At 62.1% G+C, this 23,574-nt stretch carries 21 protein-coding genes and 1 tRNA gene; 10 read left to right on the top strand and 12 right to left on the bottom strand.

All coding sequences use genetic code 11. From position 1 onward, the window contains the following. Positions 1–302 precede the first annotated feature (302 nt). From GGR62_RS08555 to GGR62_RS08540, 4 genes are all read right to left on the bottom strand, one after another. Positions 303–1,721 (bottom strand): M28 family peptidase, encoded by a 1,419-nt coding sequence (locus GGR62_RS08555; protein WP_184407488.1) that lies wholly within the window; start codon positions 1,719–1,721, stop codon positions 303–305. A 114-nt stretch (positions 1,722–1,835) separates the two neighbouring features. Beyond that, positions 1,836–2,267, bottom strand: coding sequence for a large-conductance mechanosensitive channel protein MscL (mscL, locus tag GGR62_RS08550; protein ID WP_184407487.1), 432 nt, complete (start codon positions 2,265–2,267; stop codon positions 1,836–1,838). Between the two features lie 60 nt (positions 2,268–2,327). Then, positions 2,328–3,041 (bottom strand): fumarylacetoacetate hydrolase family protein, encoded by a 714-nt coding sequence (locus tag GGR62_RS08545; protein WP_184407486.1) that lies wholly within the window; start codon positions 3,039–3,041, stop codon positions 2,328–2,330. 236 nt (positions 3,042–3,277) lie between these two features. After that, positions 3,278–3,553 carry a hypothetical protein gene (locus GGR62_RS08540; RefSeq protein ID WP_184407485.1) on the bottom strand — a complete coding sequence of 92 codons (276 nt, stop codon included), beginning with the start codon at positions 3,551–3,553 and terminating at the stop codon, positions 3,278–3,280. Positions 3,554–3,796: 243 nt separating this feature from the next. Between GGR62_RS08540 and GGR62_RS08535 the strand changes: the two genes are divergently transcribed. Beyond that, positions 3,797–4,150, top strand: coding sequence for a Rieske (2Fe-2S) protein (locus GGR62_RS08535; RefSeq protein WP_184407484.1), 354 nt, complete (start codon positions 3,797–3,799; stop codon positions 4,148–4,150). A 354-nt stretch (positions 4,151–4,504) separates the two neighbouring features. Here GGR62_RS08535 and GGR62_RS08530 read toward each other — a convergent pair whose 3' ends face one another. The 4 genes from GGR62_RS08530 to thiS all read right to left on the bottom strand — a co-directional run bounded on the left by GGR62_RS08530 (position 4,505) and on the right by thiS (position 8,491). Next, complete coding sequence (locus GGR62_RS08530) at positions 4,505–6,367, bottom strand: SLC13 family permease (RefSeq protein WP_184407483.1); 1,863 nt, start codon at positions 6,365–6,367, stop codon at positions 4,505–4,507. A gap of 68 nt (positions 6,368–6,435) precedes the next feature. Next, positions 6,436–7,221 (bottom strand): tRNA (guanosine(46)-N7)-methyltransferase TrmB, encoded by a 786-nt coding sequence (gene trmB, locus GGR62_RS08525; RefSeq protein WP_184407482.1) that lies wholly within the window; start codon positions 7,219–7,221, stop codon positions 6,436–6,438. A 226-nt stretch (positions 7,222–7,447) separates the two neighbouring features. Next, positions 7,448–8,242, bottom strand: coding sequence for a thiazole synthase (locus GGR62_RS08520; RefSeq protein ID WP_184407481.1), 795 nt, complete (start codon positions 8,240–8,242; stop codon positions 7,448–7,450). Between the two features lie 48 nt (positions 8,243–8,290). Beyond that, positions 8,291–8,491, bottom strand: a complete 201-nt coding sequence (thiS, locus tag GGR62_RS08515; protein WP_184407480.1) for a sulfur carrier protein ThiS — start codon at positions 8,489–8,491, stop codon at positions 8,291–8,293. 190 nt (positions 8,492–8,681) lie between these two features. Between thiS and GGR62_RS08510 the strand changes: the two genes are divergently transcribed. The 4 genes from GGR62_RS08510 (at position 8,682) to GGR62_RS08495 (ending at position 12,863) form a co-directional block, all read left to right on the top strand. After that, positions 8,682–10,466 (top strand): autotransporter domain-containing protein, encoded by a 1,785-nt coding sequence (locus GGR62_RS08510; protein ID WP_184407607.1) that lies wholly within the window; start codon positions 8,682–8,684, stop codon positions 10,464–10,466. Positions 10,467–10,570: 104 nt separating this feature from the next. Further along, positions 10,571–10,644 (top strand) — tRNA-Gly (locus GGR62_RS08505). A 1,336-nt stretch (positions 10,645–11,980) separates the two neighbouring features. After that, a complete protein-coding gene (locus tag GGR62_RS08500) occupies positions 11,981–12,376 on the top strand; it encodes a hypothetical protein (protein ID WP_184407606.1) in 396 nt (131 codons plus the stop codon). A gap of 91 nt (positions 12,377–12,467) precedes the next feature. Continuing rightward, positions 12,468–12,863, top strand: coding sequence for an H-NS family nucleoid-associated regulatory protein (locus tag GGR62_RS08495; RefSeq protein ID WP_184407479.1), 396 nt, complete (start codon positions 12,468–12,470; stop codon positions 12,861–12,863). A 454-nt stretch (positions 12,864–13,317) separates the two neighbouring features. Here GGR62_RS08495 and glgX read toward each other — a convergent pair whose 3' ends face one another. Next, complete coding sequence (gene glgX / locus GGR62_RS08490; RefSeq protein WP_184407478.1) at positions 13,318–15,450, bottom strand: glycogen debranching protein GlgX; 2,133 nt, start codon at positions 15,448–15,450, stop codon at positions 13,318–13,320. A gap of 469 nt (positions 15,451–15,919) precedes the next feature. On the opposite strand from glgX, the gene rimK reads away from it, so the two are divergent. From rimK to GGR62_RS08470, 4 genes are all read left to right on the top strand, one after another. Then, on the top strand, positions 15,920–16,825 hold the full coding sequence (gene rimK, locus GGR62_RS08485; RefSeq protein WP_184407477.1) for a 30S ribosomal protein S6--L-glutamate ligase: 906 nt from the start codon (positions 15,920–15,922) through the stop codon (positions 16,823–16,825). A gap of 410 nt (positions 16,826–17,235) precedes the next feature. Continuing rightward, positions 17,236–17,409 carry a hypothetical protein gene (locus GGR62_RS08480; RefSeq protein WP_184407476.1) on the top strand — a complete coding sequence of 58 codons (174 nt, stop codon included), beginning with the start codon at positions 17,236–17,238 and terminating at the stop codon, positions 17,407–17,409. A 104-nt stretch (positions 17,410–17,513) separates the two neighbouring features. Then, positions 17,514–18,191 (top strand): response regulator transcription factor, encoded by a 678-nt coding sequence (locus tag GGR62_RS08475; RefSeq protein ID WP_003490678.1) that lies wholly within the window; start codon positions 17,514–17,516, stop codon positions 18,189–18,191. Next, positions 18,184–19,518 carry a HAMP domain-containing sensor histidine kinase gene (locus GGR62_RS08470; protein WP_184407475.1) on the top strand — a complete coding sequence of 445 codons (1,335 nt, stop codon included), beginning with the start codon at positions 18,184–18,186 and terminating at the stop codon, positions 19,516–19,518. Before GGR62_RS08475 ends, GGR62_RS08470 begins: the two co-directional genes overlap by 8 nt. A gap of 512 nt (positions 19,519–20,030) precedes the next feature. Here the strand turns inward: GGR62_RS08470 and coaE are convergent. Genes coaE through GGR62_RS08455 form a run of 3 tightly spaced genes read right to left on the bottom strand, consistent with a single transcriptional unit; the run spans position 20,031 to position 22,779 of the window. Continuing rightward, positions 20,031–20,639 carry a dephospho-CoA kinase gene (coaE, locus tag GGR62_RS08465; protein ID WP_184407474.1) on the bottom strand — a complete coding sequence of 203 codons (609 nt, stop codon included), beginning with the start codon at positions 20,637–20,639 and terminating at the stop codon, positions 20,031–20,033. Positions 20,640–20,652: 13 nt separating this feature from the next. Beyond that, entirely contained in the window at positions 20,653–21,516 is an 864-nt protein-coding gene (locus GGR62_RS08460; protein ID WP_184407473.1) for an A24 family peptidase, read from the bottom strand. Positions 21,517–21,522: 6 nt separating this feature from the next. Next, on the bottom strand, positions 21,523–22,779 hold the full coding sequence (locus GGR62_RS08455) for a type II secretion system F family protein (RefSeq protein WP_184407605.1): 1,257 nt from the start codon (positions 22,777–22,779) through the stop codon (positions 21,523–21,525). 360 nt (positions 22,780–23,139) lie between these two features. Here GGR62_RS08455 and GGR62_RS08450 point away from each other — a divergent pair, with 360 nt between their 5' ends. Then, complete coding sequence (locus GGR62_RS08450) at positions 23,140–23,571, top strand: pilin (RefSeq protein ID WP_184407472.1); 432 nt, start codon at positions 23,140–23,142, stop codon at positions 23,569–23,571. Positions 23,572–23,574: the final 3 nt, after the last annotated feature.

The raw sequence follows: 23,574 nt of genomic DNA, 5'->3' as shown, positions 1-23,574 counted from the left end.
GTGAGTCCATCCATGGAGGCTCGGTGGCGGCATCCATGCCGCCACACGGTCCCGCAAGCGGTGAGGACACCGCAGCAGAGACTCCGCTGGTTGCTGTGTTTAACCCATGCATGCCGACCATCTCGACTGGTCCTTGCCCGCCCAGCGTCGTGGGCTCTTACGCGGCATGGATGCCGCGTAAGCGCTTACAAGGACGTACTTGCAGCGTGTCCCGCGACGCTGGGCGGGCAAGGGCCCTGCAGCCAGGTCGCAGATCAGCCGACCTGCAGTAGGCTGACGCGAAATCGTTTTGTTAGCCGCTCTTACTCCCTCGGCGGTTGCACATCCTTCGCGCGGCTACCGAAATCGCCATCCGCTTCGGCGGCCAGATACGCAAATACCGTGTAGGCAGCGACGTTCTGCGCGAGCGCCTTCGGGTCGATCTTGTCCAGCGTGTCGTCGGCGGTGTGGTGCAGATCGAAGTAGTCGGTGCCGTCCTGTGCAAGCCACGCCCACGCACCGCCCTTGGCGGAAATCGGGCCGACATCCGGGCCGGGACCACCCTTGTCCGGCGTATACGCGATGCCCAACGGTGCGAGCACGTCGGCGATCTGCCTGGTGGCTGCGCGGGATTCTTCCGGCGCCGCAGAACCGGTGTTGAACGCATAGATGCGCCCGGCACCGAAGTCGCTCTCCGCACCGATCTGATGCAGCGCCATGTCCTTGGCATCCCTGCCGTGGGCCGCGGCATACGCTTTGCCGCCGTACAGGCCTTGCTCCTCGTTGGCAAAGGCCACCACGCGGATGGTGCGCCTGGGTGCCTGCTTGAGCTGGCCGATCAGGTGGCCTGCGGCCATGGTGATCGCCACGCCTGCACCATCGTCGATGGCGCCTGTGCCCAGATCCCACGAATCCAGGTGTCCGCCGATCACCACCACTTCCTTCGGCTTGCTGCGTCCGGTGATTTCGCCGATCACGTTGTACGAGGTCGCAGTGCCGTCCCAGCCGCAATCCAGTGCCAGGCGCACACGCGTGCTGCCCAGTGCGGTCAGGCGCGCGAGCTGGTTGGCATCGGGCACCGACAATGCCGCTGCCGGTACCGGCGTCACGCCGTCATCGAAGCGGGTGATGCCGGTATGCGGCACGCGGTGCGAGTCGGTGCCGGCCGAGCGCATCACAAAACCGATCGCGCCCTTGCGGATCGCTTCCGACGGCCCCTTGCTCCGCACTGCGCCGCCATTGCCGTAATCCTTGCCGTCGCGCGCCTTGATCATCTGGTAATCGACAAACGCGATCTTGCCGGCCAGCGAGCCGGCCGGTGCCGCCTGTAGTGCAGCCAGGTTTTCGAAGCGCACCACCTCGCCTTCGACGGTGCCGCCAGGGCTGCCGCCCAATGCGGTGATGTGCAACGGCTGCGCATGCGCGCCGATCACCGCGGCCTGTTCGCTGCGACGCTGCCACTTGGGAAACGTCACCGGCTCGGTCCACACCTTGTCGAAGCCAAGCGACTGGAACTTGGCCTTGGCCCAGGCCACCGCGCGCGGATCGGCCTCGCCACCGGCAATGCGCGGTCCCACTTCGGTGGTCAACGATTCCACCACCGCAAAGCCGGTGTTATCGGCCAACGCCTGCTCGCGCAGCTGCGCAGCGGTACGCAACGCGCTGTCGGCAATGGTGGTCTGCGCGGCGAGCGCGGGGGAGCAGGCGAGTAGGGCAGAGATGGCAACAGCGAGGCGACGCATGCAGGGCGGCTCCAACGACAAGGGGGACCCCGAGCTTATCAGCGCAAGGTCCCCCTGCTGCGTGCGAAAGGTCATCCTCGTGCGCGATGTCGCGCAGTGGATGCGTCCGCTTGCTTACGGCACGTTCGGCGTTTTGAGGGTGTCGTTTTTCAGCGAGTCACGAATCTCGCGCAGCAGCAGCACTTCTTCGCTCGGACCTTTGGGAGCATCCGGCTTGCGCTGGGTGAAGCGGTTGATCAGCTTCACCACCAGAAAGATGGCGAAGGCAATGATCACGAACTGCACGACGGTATTGATGAAGTCGCCATAGCCGATCGCCACGGCGGGGATGTCCTTGCCGGTGGCATCGACTCCGGCCGGCTTGAGCACCCAGGCCAGGCTCGAGAAATCCACATTGCCGATGGCCCAGCCGATCGGCGGCATGATGATCTTCTCCACCAGCGCAGTGACGATCTTGCCGAACGCCGCGCCGATGACCACGCCCACTGCAAGGTCGATGACATTGCCACGCATCGCGAATTGTTTGAATTCGCTGACCATTCCCATAGCGCACTCCAGATGCGGTCGCGGACCAACTGCCGCACCCGGAGCGTAACCGGCCGCGTGTCAGCCCGCGATGACGCCGTGACGCTCGGCGACGTTTTCCAGGCGTGCACTGAACTGGTCGCCTGGCAGCAACGGGCCGACGCCGGCCGGCGTGCCCATGAAGATCAGATCGCCCGCGCGCAATGCATAGAGCTTGGAGAGCTCATGCAGAACCTCCGGCACGCTCCAGATCATCTGATCCAGCAACGACTGCTGACGCACCTGCCCATTGACCTCCAACGACAGGTTCAACGCCTCCAGCGCGCCGACTTCACCGGCATGCACCAGTTCGCTGACCGGTGCGGAATGATCGAACCCCTTGGCGATATCCCACGGCAAGCCCTTGGATTTGGCCACCGCTTGCAGATCGCGGCGAGTCAGGTCCAGGCCCACGCCGTAGCCGTAGATCAAGCCATCGGCCTGCTCCACCGGCAACTCGCCAGCCGGCGCGTCGCTGCCCAGCGCCACTACCAGCTCCACTTCGTGGTGCAGCTCCTTGGTGCCGGGCGGATACGGAATGCGGTCGCCGTGACCGACCACGATGGCATCGGCGGGCTTCATGAAAAACGTCGGCTGGCCGCGCTCGTCTTTGGATGCGGGGGCGGTGGCGCCCATCTCGCGCGCATGGTCGGCGAAGTTACGGCCGACGCAGTAGATGCGGTGCACCGGAAAGCTGCCGCCGCCAACCACCGGAATGCGCGGAACATCGGCGGCGGGAATCACGTCGTGGGTCATGCGCGCATCCTTGAAGAACGGGGTGCATGAGTCTAGCTGTTTGATGATGGATGACGGAACCGTGGAGGCAACCGTACAACACGCTTCAGGCCACTGCCGCAGCGTGCGGACACTCGCCGGATGCATCGGGCAAGCACAAAAAACGGCACGTACGTGAGTGCGTGCCGTTTCCAACTCTCAGCAGTGCAGCGGCGTGGCGCCGTGTGGCGACAGTCAGAGGCTTGTGATGCCTGTGCTCAGTGCGACCAGGGCAGCGCGGGCTTGCGCACCACGTGGTACTCGGCATCGACCACGCGTGCGTGCTGTGGCGTGCGGCGGTTCGACTTGCTCAGCAGCTTCCAGGCGATGCCGCCCAGGATCATCGCCGCGCCGACGAACACGCTGAAGAAGATCAGCACCGCAAGGATGACCAGACCCGCCAGACCGGCGGCAACGCGCACCAATGGGTGACGCGGCTTGCGCGGTGCAAACAGGTGGTGCAGGTTGCCGAATTGGAAGATGCGTGCAGACATGGCGGTGGGCTGCCGGGGCAGGAAACAAGCGCGCAGTATCGTTGCGGTTTCATGTCATTGAGTGAAAAGTTCGTTAAACCGCGGCGCGTTTTGTTAAGTGGATCACAGTGCGCATGCGTCAGTAGGGTTGCAGTGACGACGGATGCAGGCAGATTGCGTCGAGGAAGTGGCGTGGACACGGCTGCCGTGATGCTAGGCAGATGCATGCCACAATCCACGATCGCTCCAGATCCGCAGCCCGTCATGTCCTCGTCCTTGCCCGCCACGCTTGCCGTACTGACACAGATTCCCGATGCCGGATTTCTGGAAGTCGAAGCTCCCTGGGAGGGCGGCATGGAGTCGCTGGTGCTGTATCGCGACGGTGCGCAGGTGCGGGCGTGGTTGAACGTCTGCCCGCATGCCGGCAGACGCCTGGACTGGGCGCCTGGTCAGTTCCTCAAAACCAAAGAGGGTCACCTGGTCTGCGCAGCGCATGGCGCTGCGTTCGAGCTGCGCGGCGGCGAGTGCATCAGCGGGCCGTGTCGCGGCGAGTCGCTGCTGACGGTGCCGGTGCGCGTCGAGGGCGAACAGGTGGTGTTGGGAGAAGTGTCCGACTGAGCGACGCATGCGCTCCCGCATCGTCATCAGGCGGGGGCGGCTAGCGCACGCAATCGGCATGTGTCACTGGTGGATTCCATTCCTCTGGATCCCTCGCACCTGCACGACGGCGACGCGCTAAGCCACTCTAGGGGCTGGTGAATGTCGCGGGGGTGCTGCGTATGCCCTTGGCGGTACGCATGAGAGTGTCAGCGGCACATCGCCGCATCCACCAGCGGGCCTGAAGTAGGCGCAAGCCCTCGCCAGGCCGTGCCTTGACGAGAGAGGAGGGTGGGCGTGTACCACTGCCAATGAAGGTCGTGCAGCCATGCGTATCGGTCCACGCATCTCCGTGCAGCTGACCAAGGCGCCGACTCAGCGCGCCGCCCACCAGAACATCAGATTGATCATCGACACCATCACCACGATGTAGATCAGCGACAGCGGTGCGCCGACGCGCCACAGCTCGCGCGGTTGATAGTTGGCCGGGCCGGCCACCATCGAGATCACCGGGTTGGAGGCGGTCATCAGATTGTTGGATGCCGACAACGCCACGATCAGCGCGAATGCGGTGGGATTGCCGTTGGCCGCCAGCGCCAGATTGACCGCGATCGGCACCATCACGATGGTCGCGCCCACGTGGCTGATCACCAGCGAAAACGCGGTGGTCAGCAAGGCAAGGCTGATTTCCAGCGCCCATACCGGGATGCCATCGGGCAGGCGGTCGATGGTGTGGCCGGCGACCCAGGCGGCGGTGCCGCTGCTGTCCATCGCCCAGCCCAGCGGAATCAGCCCGGCCATCATGAAGATGGTCTTCCAGTTGATCGACGCATAGGCCTCGTCCATGCGCAGCACGCCGCTGACCAGCATGCAGGCCACCCCGGTCATCAGCGTCAGCGCCACCGGCAGCCGCGAGGTCAGTGCGATCAGGATGGTGAAAGCGAAGATCGCCATCGCGATCTTGAACTTGTGCGGGCGTTGCTCGCCCTTGGGGAAGTCGGTGACCGGCACGAAGTCGCGGCTTTCCGCCGCCTGTGCCAGGTCTTGCCAGATGCTGTGGAAGACCAGCATGTCGCCAGCCCGCAACGGCACGTTGCGCACGTCCTCGCGGATGACCTGCTTGTCGCGGTTGATCGCCAGCAGGCTGATGCCGCTCTGCTTGCGCAGGCGCAGTTCGCCCGCGCTCTTGCCGATCAGGCGGGAGTTCGGCGGAACCACTGCCTCTGAAATGCCAGCCAGGCTAGGATTGAACAGGTCGCCCAGATTGCGCAGCCGCGAAGACATGCGCAGGAAATGGTTCTGCGCGAAATCGGTCACTTCCTGACGCTTGCCCATCGCACCGAGCACGCTACCGACCCAGATACGCATGTCCGCCGGCGGCGCCAGCCGGGTGTCGTTGCCGGTCTTGAGGGCCAGCAACAGGGGCGCATCGTGAATCGCTTCGGCTTCTCCCAGGGTCATGCCGACCAATGGGCTTTCGGCGCTGACGATGAGTTCGAACACATCGCCATCGATGCCATAGGTCTTGGCGAAATAGCTTTCGGTGCGCGAGGGCGTGACGCCTTCGTTGATCAGGTTTTCCTCTTCGATCAGCTTGCGATCGCCGTAGAAGCGGAAGTACAGCAATGCGGCGATCAGCAACGCCACGCCGATCGGCAGCGGCGCGAACATCGTCAACGGCTCGATGCTGGCCATGCCCGAGGGCAGGTTGTTGTTGGCCGACACCAGCAGATCGTTGAGCAGGATCAACGGCGAATTGCCCACCATGGTGAGCGCGCCGCCCATCACGATGGCCGCCGCGATCGGCAGCAACATGCGCTGCAAGGTCAGGCCGGTGCGCGCTGCAAGGCGCGAGGCGACCGGCAGATACAAGGCCATCACCGACGGGTTCTGCATGAACGAGGAATTCAAACCGGAGATGGCCAGCGTCATCATCATCAAGCGTTGTTCGCTGCCATGCGAACGCCGCAGCAACCAGGTCGCCAAACGGTTCAACGCGCCGGTGCGCTCCAGCCCCGCCCCCAGAATGGTGGTGGCGATGATGCTCATCACCGCATTACCGGAAAAACCACCGAACAGTTCTTCCGGCGCTACCAGGCCGGTCACGCCGAGCACCACCAGCACGATCAACGCCACCACGTCGGCGCGGATGCGCTCGAACAGGAACATCGCCATCGTGAAACCGACCAGCCCGAGGACGAGCTTCATATCGGTGGTCAGTGTCAGCGCGGTGTCCATTGGGTACCGGGAATGGGGAGTCGGGAATGGGGAATTGGAAAAGCGGGAAATTCCAACGCAGGTCGATGTTATCCGGATGCTGAGGGCACTCGCTCTTGCGATTCCCGATTCCCGATTCCCGATTCCCGGTCATACAGCAGATCCCACACGCCGTGGCCGAGCTTCTGGCCGCGCGTTTCGAAGTGGGTCTGCGGGCGCCAGGCGGGGCGTTCGACGTGGCCGCGCGGGCCGGCGCGATTGACCAGACCTGCGGTGGTGTCGAGCACATCCCACATCTGTTCGGCGTAGTCGGCCCAGTCGGTGGCCGCGTGCAGGCGGCCGCCATCGCGCAGCTTGCGCACCACCAGCTGCGCGAACGCCGGCTGGATCAGGCGGCGCTTGTTGTGGCGCTTCTTGTGCCACGGATCGGGGAAATAGATGCGCACTTCGTCCAGCGCGCCATCGGCGATCTCGTGTTCGAGCACTTCCACCGCATCGTGGTGATAGAGGCGCACCTGCGTGCTGCCGTCCTGGTCCAAGGCGTTGAGCAGGCGGCCGACGCCGGGCGCATGCACCTCGATGCCGATGTAGTCGCGGCTGGGGTCGTGCTGCGCGGCAAAGCGCAACGCTGCGCCATTGCCGAAGCCAATTTCCAGCACCTTGGGCGCAGTGCGCCCGAACGCCGCATCGAGATCGCGTGGCGCTCCGGTGTAGTCCAGGCCGAAGCGCGGCCACAACTCATCGAATGCACGTTGCTGCGCTGGCGTGAAGCGCCCCTGGCGCAGCACGAAGCTGCGCACCTGCCGGCGGCCCTCTTCGATGGTGAAGGGCTTGGGCGGCATCTTGGCGCCGTCGCTGGTGAAGGGGTCAGTCATCAATTAAGTCACGTCAGAAAACAAAAGCCACTCTCCCGTCGGGGCGAGGAGGCGCAGCTTGCGCGCCGTGGGCGCGCGTGCCTGGGAGCGCCCGCGACGCCGGCGCGGGCCGGGGGTTGGGGTGAGGCAGTGTCTGCCGCCACACGCAATCGATCGACGGCAGGATCCGGCACGGCATACGGCCCAGCATTGCGCATCGACTGCAATGTCAACGCAGCACGCCCGCTCATCCGATCACACCATCCACCGGGCTGGAGGCGGATGCATAGCGCTTGCGTGGAATCCGCCCGGCCAGGAATGCCTCGCGCCCCGCCTCGATCGCCTTGCGCATCGCGCTCGCCATCAGGATCGGATCGCGTGCGCCGGCAATGGCGGTGTTCATCAATACGCCATCGCAGCCCAGCTCCATCGCGATCGCTGCATCCGAAGCGGTGCCTACGCCGGCATCGACGATGATCGGCACCTTGGCGTTTTCGATGATTTCCAGCAGGTTGTACTTGTTCTGGATGCCCAGCCCCGAGCCGATCGGCGCAGCCAGCGGCATCACCGCCACACAGCCGATCTCTTCCAGGCGCTTGGCCAGGATCGGATCGTCGGAGGTATAGACCATGACGTCGAAGCCGTCGGCCACCAGTTGCTCGGCGGCCTTGAGCGTCTGCACCACGTCCGGGTACAGCGTGCGCGCGTCGCCGAGCACTTCCAGCTTGGTGAGGTTGTGGCCGTCCAGCAGCTCGCGCGCCAGCCGGCAGGTGCGCACCGCATCGTCGGCGGTGTAGCAGCCGGCGGTGTTGGGCAGCAGCGTGTAGCGATCCGGCGGCAGCACGTCGAGCAGGCTGGGTGCGTTTGGGTCCTGGCCGATATTCACCCGGCGGATCGCCACGGTGACGATCTGCGCAGCGGCCGCTTCGGTGGCCAGGCGGGTTTCGTCCAGATCCTTGAACTTGCCGGTACCGGTCAGCAGGCGCGAACGGTAGGACTTGCCGGCGATGACCAGCGCATCAGAGGGGATGGGAGTGTTCATCGGGCAATTATCACCGATCGGGCGCGGATGCGCCGGTCTGCGCCGGCATCAACCGCCACCCAGCGCGTGCACGATCTCCACCACATCGCCGGCACCCAGCCGATGCGTGGCATGCCGTCCGCGCGATACGATTTCGCCATTGACCTCCACCGCCACGCGCCGCTGTGCAAGACCTTCCTGCTCCAGCAGGGTTGCCAGCAGCAAGTCGTCGGGAACATCGCGCGGGCTGCCGTTGAGTTGAATGTTCATGTCATCATTGTGGCATCGCGTGCCTTCAGGGCGCGCGTTTTTGCGTTATGCGGCAATGCAGCGTGAGCGCGGGCGGCGAGGGTGAAACCATAGGCCATTCGCCGGCGTACGTATGCGCGGCCGGTCCAGTTCCACACTACCTTGAGCAGGCACTTCCATGGCTTCAATTCGTCGTCCGATCCGTTCCCTGATGGCCGTTGCCATCGCCATCGCGGCCGTCCCGGCCATGGCCGCGTCTGCCTTCGACCAGACCGTGTTCTTCGGTGACAGCCTCACCGACAGCGGCTACTACAACCCGCTGCTGCCGGCCGCCTCGCGCGCAGTCACCGGCAAGTTCACCACCAACCCGGGTTGGGTCTGGGCCGAATATGTGGCCGACCATTACGGCACCAATGCCGCGCCCAACGGCAATGGCCAGACCGGCGACAACTACGCTGCCGGCGGCGCCCGCATCCAGGCAAGCTCGGTCAGCGCGCTGGGCGCAGCGCCTTCGGTGACCAGCCAGATCAATACCTACCTGAGCGCCAACGGCGGTCGGGCCAATCCGAATGCGCTGTACACCGTGTGGGGCGGTGCCAACGATCTGCTGGCCGCTGCCGCAGTGCCGGCCCAGGCGCAGACCATCATCGGTAATGCCGTGACCGCCCAGGTCGGCGCGGTCGGTGCGCTGCAGGCTGCCGGCGCGCGTTACGTCATGGTGCCGACCATTCCGGACGTGGGCATCACCCCGCGCTTCCGTGCCGGTGGCGCGGCCGCAATGGCCCAGGGCACGGGCGCTGCGACCGCGTACAATACCGCGCTGTTCAACGGCCTGCAGTCGGCCGGCCTGCGTGTGATCCCGGTCGATACCTTCCACATGCTGCAGGAAATCGTCGCCGATCCGGGCACCTACGGCTTCAGCAACGTCACCGGCACCGCCTGCAACCCGGCCGTGCCGCTGCCGGCCTGTAACCCGACCAGCCTGGTTGCGGCCAACGCGCAGAATACCTATGTGTTCGCCGACGGCATCCACCCGACCACCGCGGTCCATCAGATCCTGGGCCAGTACGCGATCTCGCTGCTGGAAGCGCCGCGTCTGCAGCAGGTGCTGACCCACTCGGCGCAGGCCGGTGGCCGCGCGCGCGCCGACCAGGTGGCCTGGCATCTGGACGGCAAGCCGGATGCCGACGGCCTGCGTTGGTGGGGCAGCGTGCGGGGCGACATGCAGCGTTACGACCACGCCGATCTGTACGACGGCATGGCCCCGGCCGGTCTGTTCGGCGTGGATTGGAGCGCCGGTGACCTGGTGTTCGGCGGCTTTGCCGGCTTCGGCCGCATGGACGCCGACTTCGGTAACCGCAACGGCAGCTTCAAGCAGGACGACACTACCCTGGGCGGCTTCTTCGGCTGGTACACCGGCCCGGTGTGGGTCAACGCGCAGGTGAGCTACAGCTGGCTGAGCTACGACGTCGACCGCGAAGTGCAGCTTGGGCCTGCCACCCGCGTGCACAGCGGCTCGCCGGACGGCAGCAACCTCACCGCTGCGCTCAACGCCGGCTACTCGCTGGGCGAAGGCAACGTCAAGTACGGCCCGGTGGTCGGCCTGACCTGGCAGAAGCTCAAGCTCGACGGCTATACCGAAAGCAACGAAAGCTCGACCGCACTGGGTTATGCCGACCAGGACGTGGACTCGCTGGTCGGCCGTATCGGCTTCCAGGTGCGCCTGGATGGCGCGGCGGTCAAGCCGTACCTGCAGGCGACCTACGACCACGAGTTCAAGGATGGCGGCGAAGCCAGCGCCTGGCTGCAGTCGATGCCGGAGGTGGGCATGTACACCGTGCCGGGCCAGAACTTCGATCGCAACTACGCCACCGTCGTGCTGGGGGCCCGTACCGGCCTGTGGGGCTTGCAAAGCAACGTCGGCCTGAGCACCACCACAGCCCAGCGCAGCGCCCGCGACGCCACCTTGTTCGTGAATTTCAGCGGCAACTTCTGATTTACGCACCACGCGTGTTGCAAACGAGGGCCGGGCAACCGGCCCTCGTCACGTCTGCGCATTGCGCCCGGCCCCCGCGCCCGCCTAAACTCTCGCAACGCCGCGCGGGCGTAGCTCAATGGTAGAGCTGTAGCTTCCCAAGCTACTGACGTGGGTTCGATTCCCATCGCCCGCTCCATGTGGTGCATGGTTTTGAGGGAGTGGCCCGCTCCGCAACGTCCCTTGCTCCACATCCGGCAGTCATTCCATGCCCTGCAAGTCAGCCTGTCCATCAAGCCAGGTCTGCATTCGCACTGCGTCGTGTGGAAGTGGAACGATGACAGACCACACAGCAACCGGACCAGGCGGAGCGCCGTAGGAACTTGGTGCGTGTGTCGATCGCGCCCAATCTGCCTCGATCCCGTGCCGGCGAAATCCAGCTGCAACCATAGAGCGTTGGCGAGATGTCACCAGAAGCGCTCGCCCGAAAAAACACAGACGTTCGTTGAAGAGATGGCATTGCATAGCGTGTTCTCCGGTCAGGGGGGGCGAATCATTGCCTATCCGAAATTTTCAGGGGTGACCTGCGGTTTATTGATGCACCACCTTGAAATAAAAGGGTTTTCATTCATTCAGCTTGGTCGTGTGGCGTCACTCTCGAGCCTGCTAGCCGGAAGTTCGTGGGTTGCGTGTTTTCCCGCGCCAGGGCTTTGCAATCGTTTGGCTGGATCGTCACCGTGCTGGCGACAGTCCTCTAAGAAACGGACTGAAGCGTGGGTGGTGGTCTGCCTGTATGCAAGGCAGGCAGGCGCCGGAATATCCAGCGCATTGATGGCAGGGTGCACCCCTTGCTCTATCGCTGCGGATAGCGGACTTGAAACCGGTTGGGCGAACGATCGTTGCTGAATCTATAGCCAGTTGTGTATCGACTATTGTGCAGATCGATGCGCGGAAAAGTACTTGTCGGGACGACTTGAAAACGAAAGGCAGTTGCCTGTCTCCAGATGAAGAGAATCAGGCGATATTTTCAATTGTTGTTTCGCTGTTTTTCCACGCTCTATCTTCTCAATGTCTGGGTTATATGAGGAAAATGACTGCTGTTGCGCAAGTGTCATGGAGTTCATTATGTTTTGGATATGAGGTGGGTAACGTTGCGTCCAGGCATCCTGGTCTCTGAATAGTCAGAAATGGATGGATGAAAGTATGAAAAATTTCGGGCGGCGATGCTTGATCTGAGCATTGCCGGTTAAGCATTTCTCACAGGTTTTTGCATTTTTTCATGCGCGGCGATTTTCGGCGATCTTCATGGTGTGCCATGTCTTGGTCGGTAAAACGGAGTGGGTAGCCTGGTCGATTTAGGTAATATCCATTTGCAAGATGACCTCGCAGACACAATGACGACGATTGCAGTTGTAACTGCATGTAGAGCATCGCTGCCAACATTTTCCGTTATTTCCTTCGCAGTCGTGGGGAACTTCCTGATTGAGAAGGTGCGCCATGACAGGCATAGTGCAAGCCATTATCGAGCGAGCACCATGACGACCACTCATTCCCAACTTGTTGGCGCGCTGATCAAGGGAATGCGTCGCGCCCAGGCTGCACGCGCCGCCTCGGTGGCCTACTGCACCGGGCTGGCGCAACAGATAAGCACAGGCTTCGGCACGCCGGACGATGCGGGCAAGGTGCTGCAGATGTTCGCGCTCGACGCCGAGCAGATCCGTGAGCTGGGGTTGATCGGCGTCGAAGAACTTGGCGAGACGGTGTGCCACGCCTGGTCGATCAATGCCGGTGAGCTGGAGCGGGTGATGCAGTGGTTCTCTGCGCCACGGGTCGAATTTGTTGGCAAGCATTGCAGCGAGCTGATCCGGGCCGGGCGTATCGGGCCGGTGCTGACCATGGCCCGGGAGCATGCGCTGCAGTGCCATCGCTGAGCGCCGGCAGACCAACGTAAAACTCGGCGCTTTACGCTAGCCTTCGCAACGGCAATACTCGCTGACCCCTCCCAACCCTTTAGTTTTGCCAATGCGCCAGGTTCCGCCCGCCTCACCCGCCGCCGCCGCCGCCAAAGCCAAATTGCTGGAGGAGCTCCGTAAGCTGGAGCAGGAAGAGGCCCAGCTGAAGTATGCCCAGACGCTGGAAGCGTTCGACCATGTTGTCGAGGTGCTCACCCAGTTCGGTAGCCGGTTCAACGCAAAACAGAAGTCACAGATCGCTTCCCTGGCGATGACTGGCAAGTCCAAGGGGCCGCTGTCGTCCACCGGCGAAGTCGTGGCCAAATACTGGATTCCGCACTCCGGCGAGACCTGGTCCGGGCGCGGTCGCACGCCGCGAGCGTTCAAGGCCTGGGAAGGCACCAGCTCCTACAAGGAATGGAAAGCCAATCATCCGGACAAACGGTTTCCGTTGTATCCGGGTTGAGGTTTATTGAAGTCAGGGCATTGCTGGTACGGTCTTTTTGTTGGGTGTTTGCCAGCGATCGATCGGCGCATGGTCGTTTGAAGTCGTCGTTCGCGGTCCTGCGCGATCTGCAGTTGCAGTTGCAGGAACCGCGCCGCGTGAGTGCATGCCGAGACTTTATTCGCAGCCTGCCGGCCTGCATTCCAGTTCCTGCGCGTCCGTTAGCTTTCTGTCGCTGACTTGGCCGGGTTTCAACTCGGGCAAGGGGCAATGCTGCCACCTTCTTCCTGGCTTGGCACAGTGTCTGGTTGAACCGGGCCGACATAGGGCGGCATTCGATTGTGCAGCGGCATACCCCAATAAACTGCAGTTGCGTTGCGTGGAAAGCGTTCAAACCATCGCCCGCACGCCAACGTGAAAAACGCGCCGCCCGCCAGAAATCAGCGGGCAGCGCGCTTGTTTCACCGCTCAAGCGTTACTGATCGCTTTTGCACTCAAACACCGAGACGCTACGCGGCGGTGCCAGAAACTCGCTGGCGCCTGCGGGCATCATGTCCACTTCCAGCGCCTCGTCGGTCGACAGCACCAGCTTCCAGTACACCGGCTCGTCGTTGGCGGGCAGGGTGAAGGTCACGCCCTCATGGTAAGCGTTGATGACGATCAACAAGGTGGCGTCGTTGGCAAGTTCCTTGACGCCTGAGGTCTGCGCCTTGCCTTCCAGCAGCAAACCCACCGAGCGCGCGCCGGTATCGTTCCAGTGCGCCTCTTCCATCTCGCTGCCACCCGGATTGAGCCAGGTGAGATCGCGCAGGCCGGCTTCCTCGTTGTACTGGCCATTGAGGAAGCGGCCGCGCGACAGGATCGGGTAGCGCTTGCGTAACTGCGTGAGCGCCTTGACGAACTCGGTCAGGCGGCCATCGGTGGGGTCATTCTCCCAATCCAGCCAGGTGATCGCGTTGTCCTGGCAATAGGTGTTGTTGTTGCCGCCTTGCGATTGCGCACGCTCATCGCCGGCCAGCATCATCGGCGTGCCTTGCGACAGCAACAGCGTGGCGAGCAGGTTCTTCATCTGCCGCTCGCGGATCTGCAGGATGTCGGGGTTGTCGGTGTCGCCTTCTTCGCCGTAGTTGCACGACCCGTCATTGGACGAACCGTCGCGGTTGTCCTCGCCGTTGTCGATGTTGTGCTTCTCGTTGTAGCTCACCAGATCGCGCAGGGTGAAGCCATCGTGCGCGGTGATGAAGTTGACCGAGGCCCACGGACGACGGCCGCGACGATCGAATAGATCTGCCGAACCGGTAAAGCGCGTGGCGAACTCGGCCAGCATGCCTTCGTCGCCCTTCCAGAAGGCGCGCGCGTTGTCGCGGAACTTGTCGTTCCATTCCGTCCAGCCAGGCGGGAAATGGCCCACCTGGTAACCGCCCGGGCCACAGTCCCATGGCTCTGCGATCAGCTTGATTTCCGATAGCAGCGGGTCCTGGTTGCATGCATCCAGGAAGCCGCCACGTTGATCGAAACCGCTCGGCTCGCGGCCAAGAATCGTGGCCAGGTCGAAACGGAAACCGTCCACGTGCATCTCGCCCGCCCAGTAGCGCAGCGAATCGTTGACGAACTGGATCACCCGCGAATTGCTGAGATTCAGCGTGTTTCCGGTGCCGGTGTCGTTGATGTAATAGCGTTTGTCTTCGGCGAGGCGGTAGTAACTGGCGTTATCGATGCCCTTGAACGACAGCGTCGGCCCCAGCTCGCTGCCTTCTGCGGTGTGGTTGTAGACCACGTCCAGAATGACTTCCAGGCCTTGCTTGTGCATGGCCTTGACCATGTCGCGGAACTCGTCGCGATGGCCGCTGGCCAGATAGCGCGATTTCAACGCGAAAAACCCGATGGTGTTGTAGCCCCAGTAGTTGCGCAGGCCCTTGTCGAGCAGATGCTGGTCGTCCAGATACGCATGGACCGGCAATAGCTCGACCGCAGTGACACCCAGGTCCTTGATGTATTGCAGCACCTGCGGCTGCGCCAGGCCGGCGAAGGTGCCGCGCACGGCCTCGGGCACCTGTGCATTGCGCATGGTGTAGCCGCGTACGTGGGTTTCATAAATCACCATCTCATTCCACGGCTTCAGCAGCTGCGTGTCGTCTTCCCAGTCGTAGGTATCTTCGACCACCACGCATTTGGGCATGAACGGCGCGCTGTCGCGCTCGTCGAAGCTGAGGTCGCCATCGGGATGGCCCACGGTGTAGCCATAGAGCTCGTCTGCCCACACCAGATCGCCTTCGAGTTCACGCGCATACGGGTCCATCAACAGCTTGTTGTGGTTGAAGCGATGACCTTCGGTCGGCGCATACGGGCCGTGGACGCGATAGCCGTAACGCTGGCCAGGTTTGACGTCGGGCAGATAGCCGTGCCAGATCTCGTTGGTGTATTCGGGTAGGTCGACGCGGACTTCGGTGCCCTGTTCGTCGAACAGGCACAGCTCCACCCGTGTGGCATGCGCAGAAAACAGCGCGAAATTGGTGCCTTTGCCATCGAACATGGCGCCGCGTGGAAACGGGCGTCCCTGGCGGATGCGGGAGGGGTTGGCATAGGCCGCGCTTGCTGGACGTCGCATGAAGAGTCTCGGGTGCGCCGGCATGCCGGCATGAGGGGGCGCAAGCATTGCGTTTTCAGCTGTGCAAAAGGCGTTACGACCGGAAGGGTGCCGCGTGAGGGCGACAGCCATGCTCGCATTGGCTGGACGTGGATAGCTGGGACAGGGGAGCTTTGCGCACGGTGCCATAGGTCGATGCGATCCGTCATGCGTAACGTAGCGCCCGGTTTGTCGCCCATCACCCCAATGCGGCACCTTGTGCCGCGCATGCACAGGTTGCTTGAGTGCCGCGCGCGCGCCCTGCTAGCATCGATGCAGTTGAGGTTGCGCAGTGCGTGCGTCGCCGCAACGTTCTTGGAGACGCTACGTTGTCCCATCCTCGGGCCGTCGCACACCAGTCGGGTTGTTTGCGTGCAGTGCAGGATTGCAGCTTGCACGCGCGATCGGCCGGAGGCGCGGACATGGCTCACCCGTCATCAGACTCCGAACCATGTCCAGGCCGCGCCGTGTGCCCGCTGCTATGAAAATCGCCATCCTCTCGCGCAACAGCAAGCTGTATTCGACCCGAAGGCTGATCGAAGCCGGGCGCAAGCGTGGCCATACCGTGCGCATCCTCGACCCGCTGCGCTGCTATATGCGTATCGCTGCCGATGGCTTCAGCCTGCACTACAAGGGCAAGCCCATCACCGGCTTCGATGCGGTCATCCCGCGCATCGGCGCCTCGGTCACCCGTTACGCCACTGCCGTGCTGCGCCAGCTCGAGTTCATGGGTACCTATACGCCGAACCCGTCCGACGCCATCCTGCGTTCGCGCGACAAGCTGCGTGCGCATCAGTTGCTGGCGGCACAAGGCATCGACATGCCGGTGACCGTGTTCGGCGACAACCCTGACGACACCCAGGATCTGCTGTCCATGCTCGGCCCGCCGCCGCATGTGGTGAAGTTGAACGAAGGCGCGCAGGGCGCCGGGGTGATCCTGACCGAGAAGGCCAGCGCCTCGCGCGGCGTGGTCGAGGCGCTGCGTGGGCTCTACGCCAACTTCATCGTGCAGGAGTTCATCGGCGAGGCCGAAGGCGCGGACCTGCGCTGTTTCGTGGTCGGCGACCGGGTGGTGGCGGCCATGCGGCGCCAGGCGGCCGAAGGCGACTTCCGCTCCAACCTGCATCTGGGCGGCAGCGCCGCCGTGGCCGAAGCCACGCCGCAGGAGCAGGAGGTGGCGGTGCGCTCGGCACGCGCACTGGGCCTGGCCGTGGCTGGCGTGGACCTGATTCGCTCCAGGCGCGGGCCGCTGGTGCTGGAGGTCAACTCGACCCCCGGCCTGGAAGGGGTGGAAGGGGTCTGCGGGGTCGATGTGGCGGCCAGCATCATCGAGCATCTGGAGCAGTCGATCCGTTGATCGGTATGTCGCCGCCCTTATCGAAAAATTAACGAAAATGTAATCCTTGGCCCGCTAGCCTCACCCGACCGTAGCTCCGCTCTCGGCAGTGACGGTGATCGGGATGAACTTTTGGCCCAAGTGCGGTGTCGCACTTGGGCCTTTTTATTGAACGACTTGCCGCCCCCGGGGTTCGCGTCTACATTCGCCAAATGTTAAATCGGTCAGACACAAGGAGGCGTCAGCATGGCCAATCAATCGAGCGCGGGGTGGCTGGCCACGGGTACCCGGTGCTTCCAACAGCCAGACGTGGCTGCGCGGGGCAGCGCCGACACCCTATTCAAGCCGCTGGCAGATCAGGTACGCGCGGGTCCGAGGAGGGCGCGAAAGACTCCGGGATCAGTCAGGATGAGCGCGTTAAGGTGGCGGCAGTGATCGACCGGATCCTGGCGCGACTGAAGGCATGTCCGAACGCGACGCTGCTGCCAGCACGGCGTGGCGCTATCGGCAGCGATCAGGAGGTCGTCACCAGAATTTTGACCAAGGCGAGCGAAAATAGCCGGCTGATGTGCCGGCGCCAGCGCGCACTTGGTTTTTGCAGATGAGCACCAAGCAGTGGATCACGGCCGCCCGTGCCGGATGACGACTGTGAGGCAAGACGAAATTTCTCGGCGCCAGCGCTAAAAACAGTTTAACCAATGAGGTTCCAGTGCGAATTCTAGTAATCGAAGACAACAGCGATATCGCCGCCAATCTGGGCGACTATCTTGAAGACCGTGGCCACACCGTGGACTTTGCCGCCGATGGCGTCACCGGTCTGCATCTGGCGGTGGTGCACGAGTTCGACGCCATCGTGCTCGACCTCAATCTGCCCGGCATGGACGGTATCGAGGTGTGTCGCAAGCTGCGCAATGAAGCGCGCAAGCAGACGCCGGTGCTGATGCTGACCGCGCGCGACTCGCTGGACAACAAGCTGGCCGGCTTCGACTCCGGTGCCGACGACTACCTGATCAAGCCGTTCGCACTGCAGGAAGTGGAGGTGCGGCTCAACGCACTGTCGCGTCGCGGCAAGGGCGTCCACACGCGCGTGCTGGAAACCGGCGACCTGGAATACAACCTGGACACGCTGGAAGTGCGTCGTCGCGGCAAGCTGTTGCAGCTCAATCCGACCGCACTGAAGATCCTGCAGGCGCTGATGGAAGCCTCGCCGGCCGTGGTCACCCGCCAGGAGCTGGAAACCCGCGTCTGGGGCGAGGAGTTGCCGGATTCGGACTCGCTGCGCGTGCATATCCACGGCCTGCGCGCGGTCGTCGACAAGCCGTTCGACGTGCCGATGATCCAGACCCGTCATGGCATCGGCTACCGCATCGCTTCGCCCGATGCCTGAAAGCCATGGCGGCGTGCGGCCCGCTCCCAAGCGTGGCCGCTACCGGCGGCGCCTGCGCAGCCGCATCATCCTGTCGTTCGTGTTGTTGGGCTTCTGCCTGACGACACTGTTCGCCTTCGCCACCAACTGGGCGCGCTCGCGCGTGGAAAACCAGTTGGTCGAAGACGTGATGAATCGCAACATCGACGCGTTCGCGCAGCGCTTCTATTCCGACCCGTTGCGCAACCCCGATCTGCCGGTGCAGCAGATGCGTGGACGCGTGGTCAAAAGCGACAAGTTCGACGCGCTGCGGCTGGAGCAGCCGGAGTGGTACCGATTGCCCGACGGCATCCACACCATTTCCGGTGTGGACGAGAGCGGCAACGCGTATTCGTACAAGTTGGCCGTGCGCAAGACACCGAGCGAGTGGTTCTTCCTGGCCTACGACATGACCCAGACGCTCAAGGGCGAGATCCAGCTCAAGCGCACGTTGATGTTGTCGGTGCTGGTGTTCAGCGGATTTTCGCTGCTGATCGGCTGGTGGTCCGCCTCCAAGGTCATGCGCCCGGTGTCGGACCTGGCCGCGCGCCTGCGTGCCTACCGCGGCGGTACCAGCGAGCCCAAGCCCTTGGCCGCGCACTTCCCCGATGACGAAGTGGGCCAGCTTGCCGAGGCGCTGGACGACTATTCGGCGCGCCTTACCGAAGTCGTGCAACGCGACCGCGAATTCAACGCCGACGTCAGCCATGAACTACGCACCCCGCTGGCGGTGATTCGCGGCGCCACCGAATTGCTGCTCACCCGGCCCAACCTGGATGAAAAAGTGCTGCAACGTCTGCAGCGCATCCAGCGTGCCGAACTGCAGTGCAGCGACCTGATCGGCTCGCTGCTGCTGCTCTCGCGCAACGAACGCGGCCAGGGCAGCAGCAACGTCGCCAAGGTGGCCGAACAACTGATCGACGCGCATCGCGCACAACTTGGTGGCAAGCCACTGGAGTTGCTGATCGAAGGCGAGCGCGATCTGGTCATCGACGCCCCCGAATCCGCCCTGTCGGTCGCGCTAGGCAACCTGATCGGCAACGCCGTCAAATACACCCAGGACGGCCAGGTGCGCGTGCGCGTGCTGAGCGATGCGGTGGAAGTGATCGACTCCGGTCCCGGCCTGAGCGAGGAGGACGCCGCCAAACTGTTCCAGCGCGGTTACCGCGGCACCCACGCCGGCCACTCGCAAGGCGGTGGCATCGGCTTGTCGATCGTCAGCCGGCTCTGCGATCTGTATGGCTGGCGGGTGAGTGTGCGCCCGGGGCAGGAGCGTGGCGTGATTGCCACGTTGGCGTTCCGGCGGTGATCACCAAGTGCCTTGCGCGCCTGCAATTGGTATTCCTTCTCCCGCCTGCGAGAGATGTGCAGTGGGAGGGTGTGAGTTAAGCCCGCACTTAATCGCCAGGCGCAATCCAGCGGAAGTGGTTTTTCAGAAGCAACAACTGCCATCAGGTGCTTTTTCGCTTTCCGATAAAATGACTTCGTGCAGCGGCTAGATAAATCAATTCGTTCCTAATTGCGTGCATTTTGCGCAAATGCTTGCTGGTGCTGGCGATCCAATAGTTTAAGGATCGCGGACATGGCTAGCTGATTAAGGGGTGGTTTTGATTTCCATTTTCCCCGTTTCGAGAACTGGAAATACCAAAGCCCGACAAGCGGCTGTGGGCTGGCAGAGACTTATGGCGTCGCTCAATGCCGGTGACGTACCGCAGCCTGATGAGTTGTTGTAGGTAATGGTGTCTCCGGCATAGGCATCACGTCGGCCTGCCTGCAAGCAGTCACGAAAAAGACGTCTCGTTCTTGCGGAAGTCGATGTTGTTAGGACGAAGCCGCAGTCTGGTAGATCGCATTCAGCCTGCGCGCCTCATGCATCAGCCGCTCTGCATGGCCATCATTGCGCACGACATCATCTGCTATCGCTATCCGTTGTTCGCGGGAGGCTTGGGCGGCAATCATCTGATGAGCTAGTTCCGGCGTGCTGATGTCGCGTTGCATGAGTCGAGCATGCTGTGTTGCAACTGGTACATCGACAACCAGAATGCGGTCCAGCCAGGGATAGGCGGTTCGTCCTCCAGCCTCGGTCAGCAGGGGAATTGCGACGATGGCATAAGGGCCGTTAGCCGCCTTCGCAGCGCGCGTCAGTTCGGCGCGGATAGCCGGGTGCGTGATGGCTTCGAGTGCCCGCCGCTGCGTGGCATCGGCGAAGACGATCTGACGTAGGGCCTGACGGTCTAGCGTTCCGTCCGAAAGCAGAACGCCGGAGCCGAAGCGATCGACAATGGCATCGAGAATGGGCCCAGGTGCGACAACCTGCCGCGCAACCACATCAGCATCGATCACCGGTACGCCCAGCTTCTCGAACTCGGCGGCAAGGGCACTCTTGCCGGAAGCGATGCCCCCAGTCAGGCCGACGATGAAGTCGCTCATCGTCGTGCCCCGGTCAACGCAGGCCTGCGAAGCGCAGGTAGCCGTCCACCAGATCATTGCCCCAGAAGAACACCACCCAGCCGGCGATGGCCAGGTAGGGGCCGAACGGGATCGGGGTGGCGCGGTCGCGGCCTTTGGCCACCAGCCAGATCGAGCCGAGGATGGCGCCGACCAGCGAGGAGATCAGAATGATCGGCAGGATGCCTTTCAGCCCGCACCAGGCACCGAGCGCGGCCAGCAGCTTGAAGTCGCCGTGGCCCATGCCTTCCTTGCCGGTGAGCTGCTTGAACAGCCACCACACCGTCCACAGCGAGACATAGCCGACCGCCGCGCCCAGCAGGGCGGGCTTGGCCGGCATGTAGAGGTTGTCCATCGAGCCGACCAGGCCCAGCCACATCAACGGCAGGGTCAGCTGGTCCGGCAGCAGCTTGTGGCGCAGGTCGATGCCCGACATCGCCACCAGGAAGCAACTCAGCACGATCGCGCCAAAGCCCTGCCAGCCGAAGCCGAAGCGCCAGACGCTGGCTACGCACAGGATGGAGGTCAACAACTCCACCAGCGGGTACTGGAGCGAGATCGGCTTGCCGCTGTAGCGCGACTTGCCACGCAACATCAACCAGCTGAAGAGCGGGATGTTCTCCCACCACTTGAGCTTGTCGCCGGTGACGGGGTCGTGCGATGGCTCCACCACGATCCCCGGCGGCGGCGGCTCGTAGATGTCCGGTAGTTCCAGAATCTCGCGCGCATCGCGCCGCCACTGCCACTCCATGCGCTTGGGCAAGCGCAGGATCACCACGTTCAGGAAGCTGCCGATCAGCAGTCCCAGTCCGGCCGCGGCGGGAAAGCCGAGACCGGGATGCTGGTCGAGAAATGCCATTACGTCTTATCCAACCACTGCGCCGAGTTTGAAGATCGGAAGATACATGCCGATGACCATGCCGCCTACGATGGTGCCAATGAACACCATGATCAGCGGCTCCAGTAGGCTGCTGAGCGCGTCTACGGCGTTGTTGACTTCCTGCTCAAAGTATTCCGCCACTTTGAAGAGCATTGCATCAAGCGCGCCGGCTTCTTCGCCAATCGCAGTCATTTGAATAACCATGTGTGGAAATAGGTTCACCTGTTTCATCGCCATGTTGACCGGATAGCCAACCGATACGTCATCGCGCATCCGCAGTACGGCCTCTTCGTAGACCTTGTTGCCAGTGGCGCCAGCCACGATGCTGAGTGCTTCTACCAGAGGAACACCCGCTTTGAACGTAACGGCGGTAGTTCTAGCAAAACGCGCAATTGAACTGTTATGCATGATTTGGCCAATGATCGGAAATTTCAAGATCAGGCGATCCATGGTATGCTGCATACGGGGCGAGCGTTTATAAGCAAAAATTAACCCAGAAATGCCCCCCGCCATTATAACGAGTAATAACCACCAATAACTAACCATTAATCGGGAGGCGTTAACGATCATCTGTGTGAATGCTGGTAGTTCTGCTCCAAAGCTTTTAAAAACTTCTTCGAATTGTGGTACGACAAAAATAAGAAGAATTGCGCTAACTATTAGCGCCACCGCCACTACCATGGCGGGATAAAATAACGCTTTCTTGATCTTGCCTTTAAGTGTTTCGATATTCTCTTTATAATTGGCAACCGTATCTAGTACTGTTTCTAGCACACCAGCTCCCTCACCCGCTCTTACAAGGTTTCGATAGAGTTCGTCAAATTGCACGGGGTGCTTGCTAATTGCTTCATAAAGAGAAGATCCTCCTTCGATGTCAGTTCGAATTCGACCTACCATCTGTCTCATTCGCGGATTTTTATGCCCCTCACCAATAATCTCCAGTGAGCCAACAATTGGCACGCCTGATTTCATCATTGTCGCCATTTGGCGGCTGAAGAATGCAATATCTTTCGACGTAACTTTTTTGCCGGCTGCTCCAAAAAGAGGTTTGGGCTTTGTCTTGACTAAAGACGGTATGATTCCTTGACGGCGAAGTTCAGCCCTCAGCATGTTCACATTGCGAGCGCTCTGTTCCCCCTTCATTTTGACGCCGCGTTTGTCAGTTCCCTCCCAAATGAACGACTGGACCTGGCTGGTTCGATCCACCGCCTGTTTTTTGATGGCGCTTCGCGTAATTGACATATGCTCCCCCATTGGCCATCCCCAGGCCGCAACCCCATGGATGTTAGCGCGTTTTAGCGCTGCATACATCATCTTATCTAGCTGTGCGGGTATGACATCTTGCGCGCTTGCGTGCTGCCTTGTTGGGCTGAAAGTGACTCATTGCGTCACATCGTCGGCTCCGTCCCACTTGCGAGGATTGGCACGTCGATCTTGTGTATTGCTCTGTCATGATCTGTCACAGGGAGGCAGGTCTACCTTGTTGGGTGAGTTGGCACGGAACCTGCTTTCCTGAGTATTGCAAGACGCTCCCTGCGCCAGGCCATGCAGGCCAGTGACGCTGAGGAAATTTCATCTAACCAATCTCTAGGGGATTTACGTATGAAGAAGCAACAAGGTTTTACTCTTATCGAATTGATGATCGTTATTGCCATCATTGCGATCTTGGCAGCTATCGCCCTGCCGGCTTATCAGGATTACACGATCCGAACAAAGGTAAGCGAGACCATGGTAGCTATGTCTGCAGCTAAGCTTGCGGTAGCGGAGACGGCTCAGTCGCAAGGCGTTTTGGCAACCACCATTGCTGATAACACTGCAGCTGGTTATGCTGGCCAAGCAACGGACAAGGTTAAAAGTGTAGCAATTGATAAGGGTGTTATCACCGGTACCACGCAAAATACTGGTGCAAAGGTTGATCCGATTTTGACGCTAACTCCGACCCAAGCTGACAAAGATGCGCCGATTACCTGGGTATGCAAGTACACTGCAGGCGAAGCTAAGCACGTTCCAGCTAGCTGCCGTACCAAGGGATAATCT

Origin of the sequence: Xanthomonas sp. 3075, assembly GCF_014197275.1 — a bacterium.
In the GTDB taxonomy this organism is placed as follows: Bacteria; Pseudomonadota; Gammaproteobacteria; order Xanthomonadales; family Xanthomonadaceae; genus Xanthomonas; species Xanthomonas campestris_B.
This window is presented reverse-complemented; position numbering and strand designations above follow the sequence as displayed.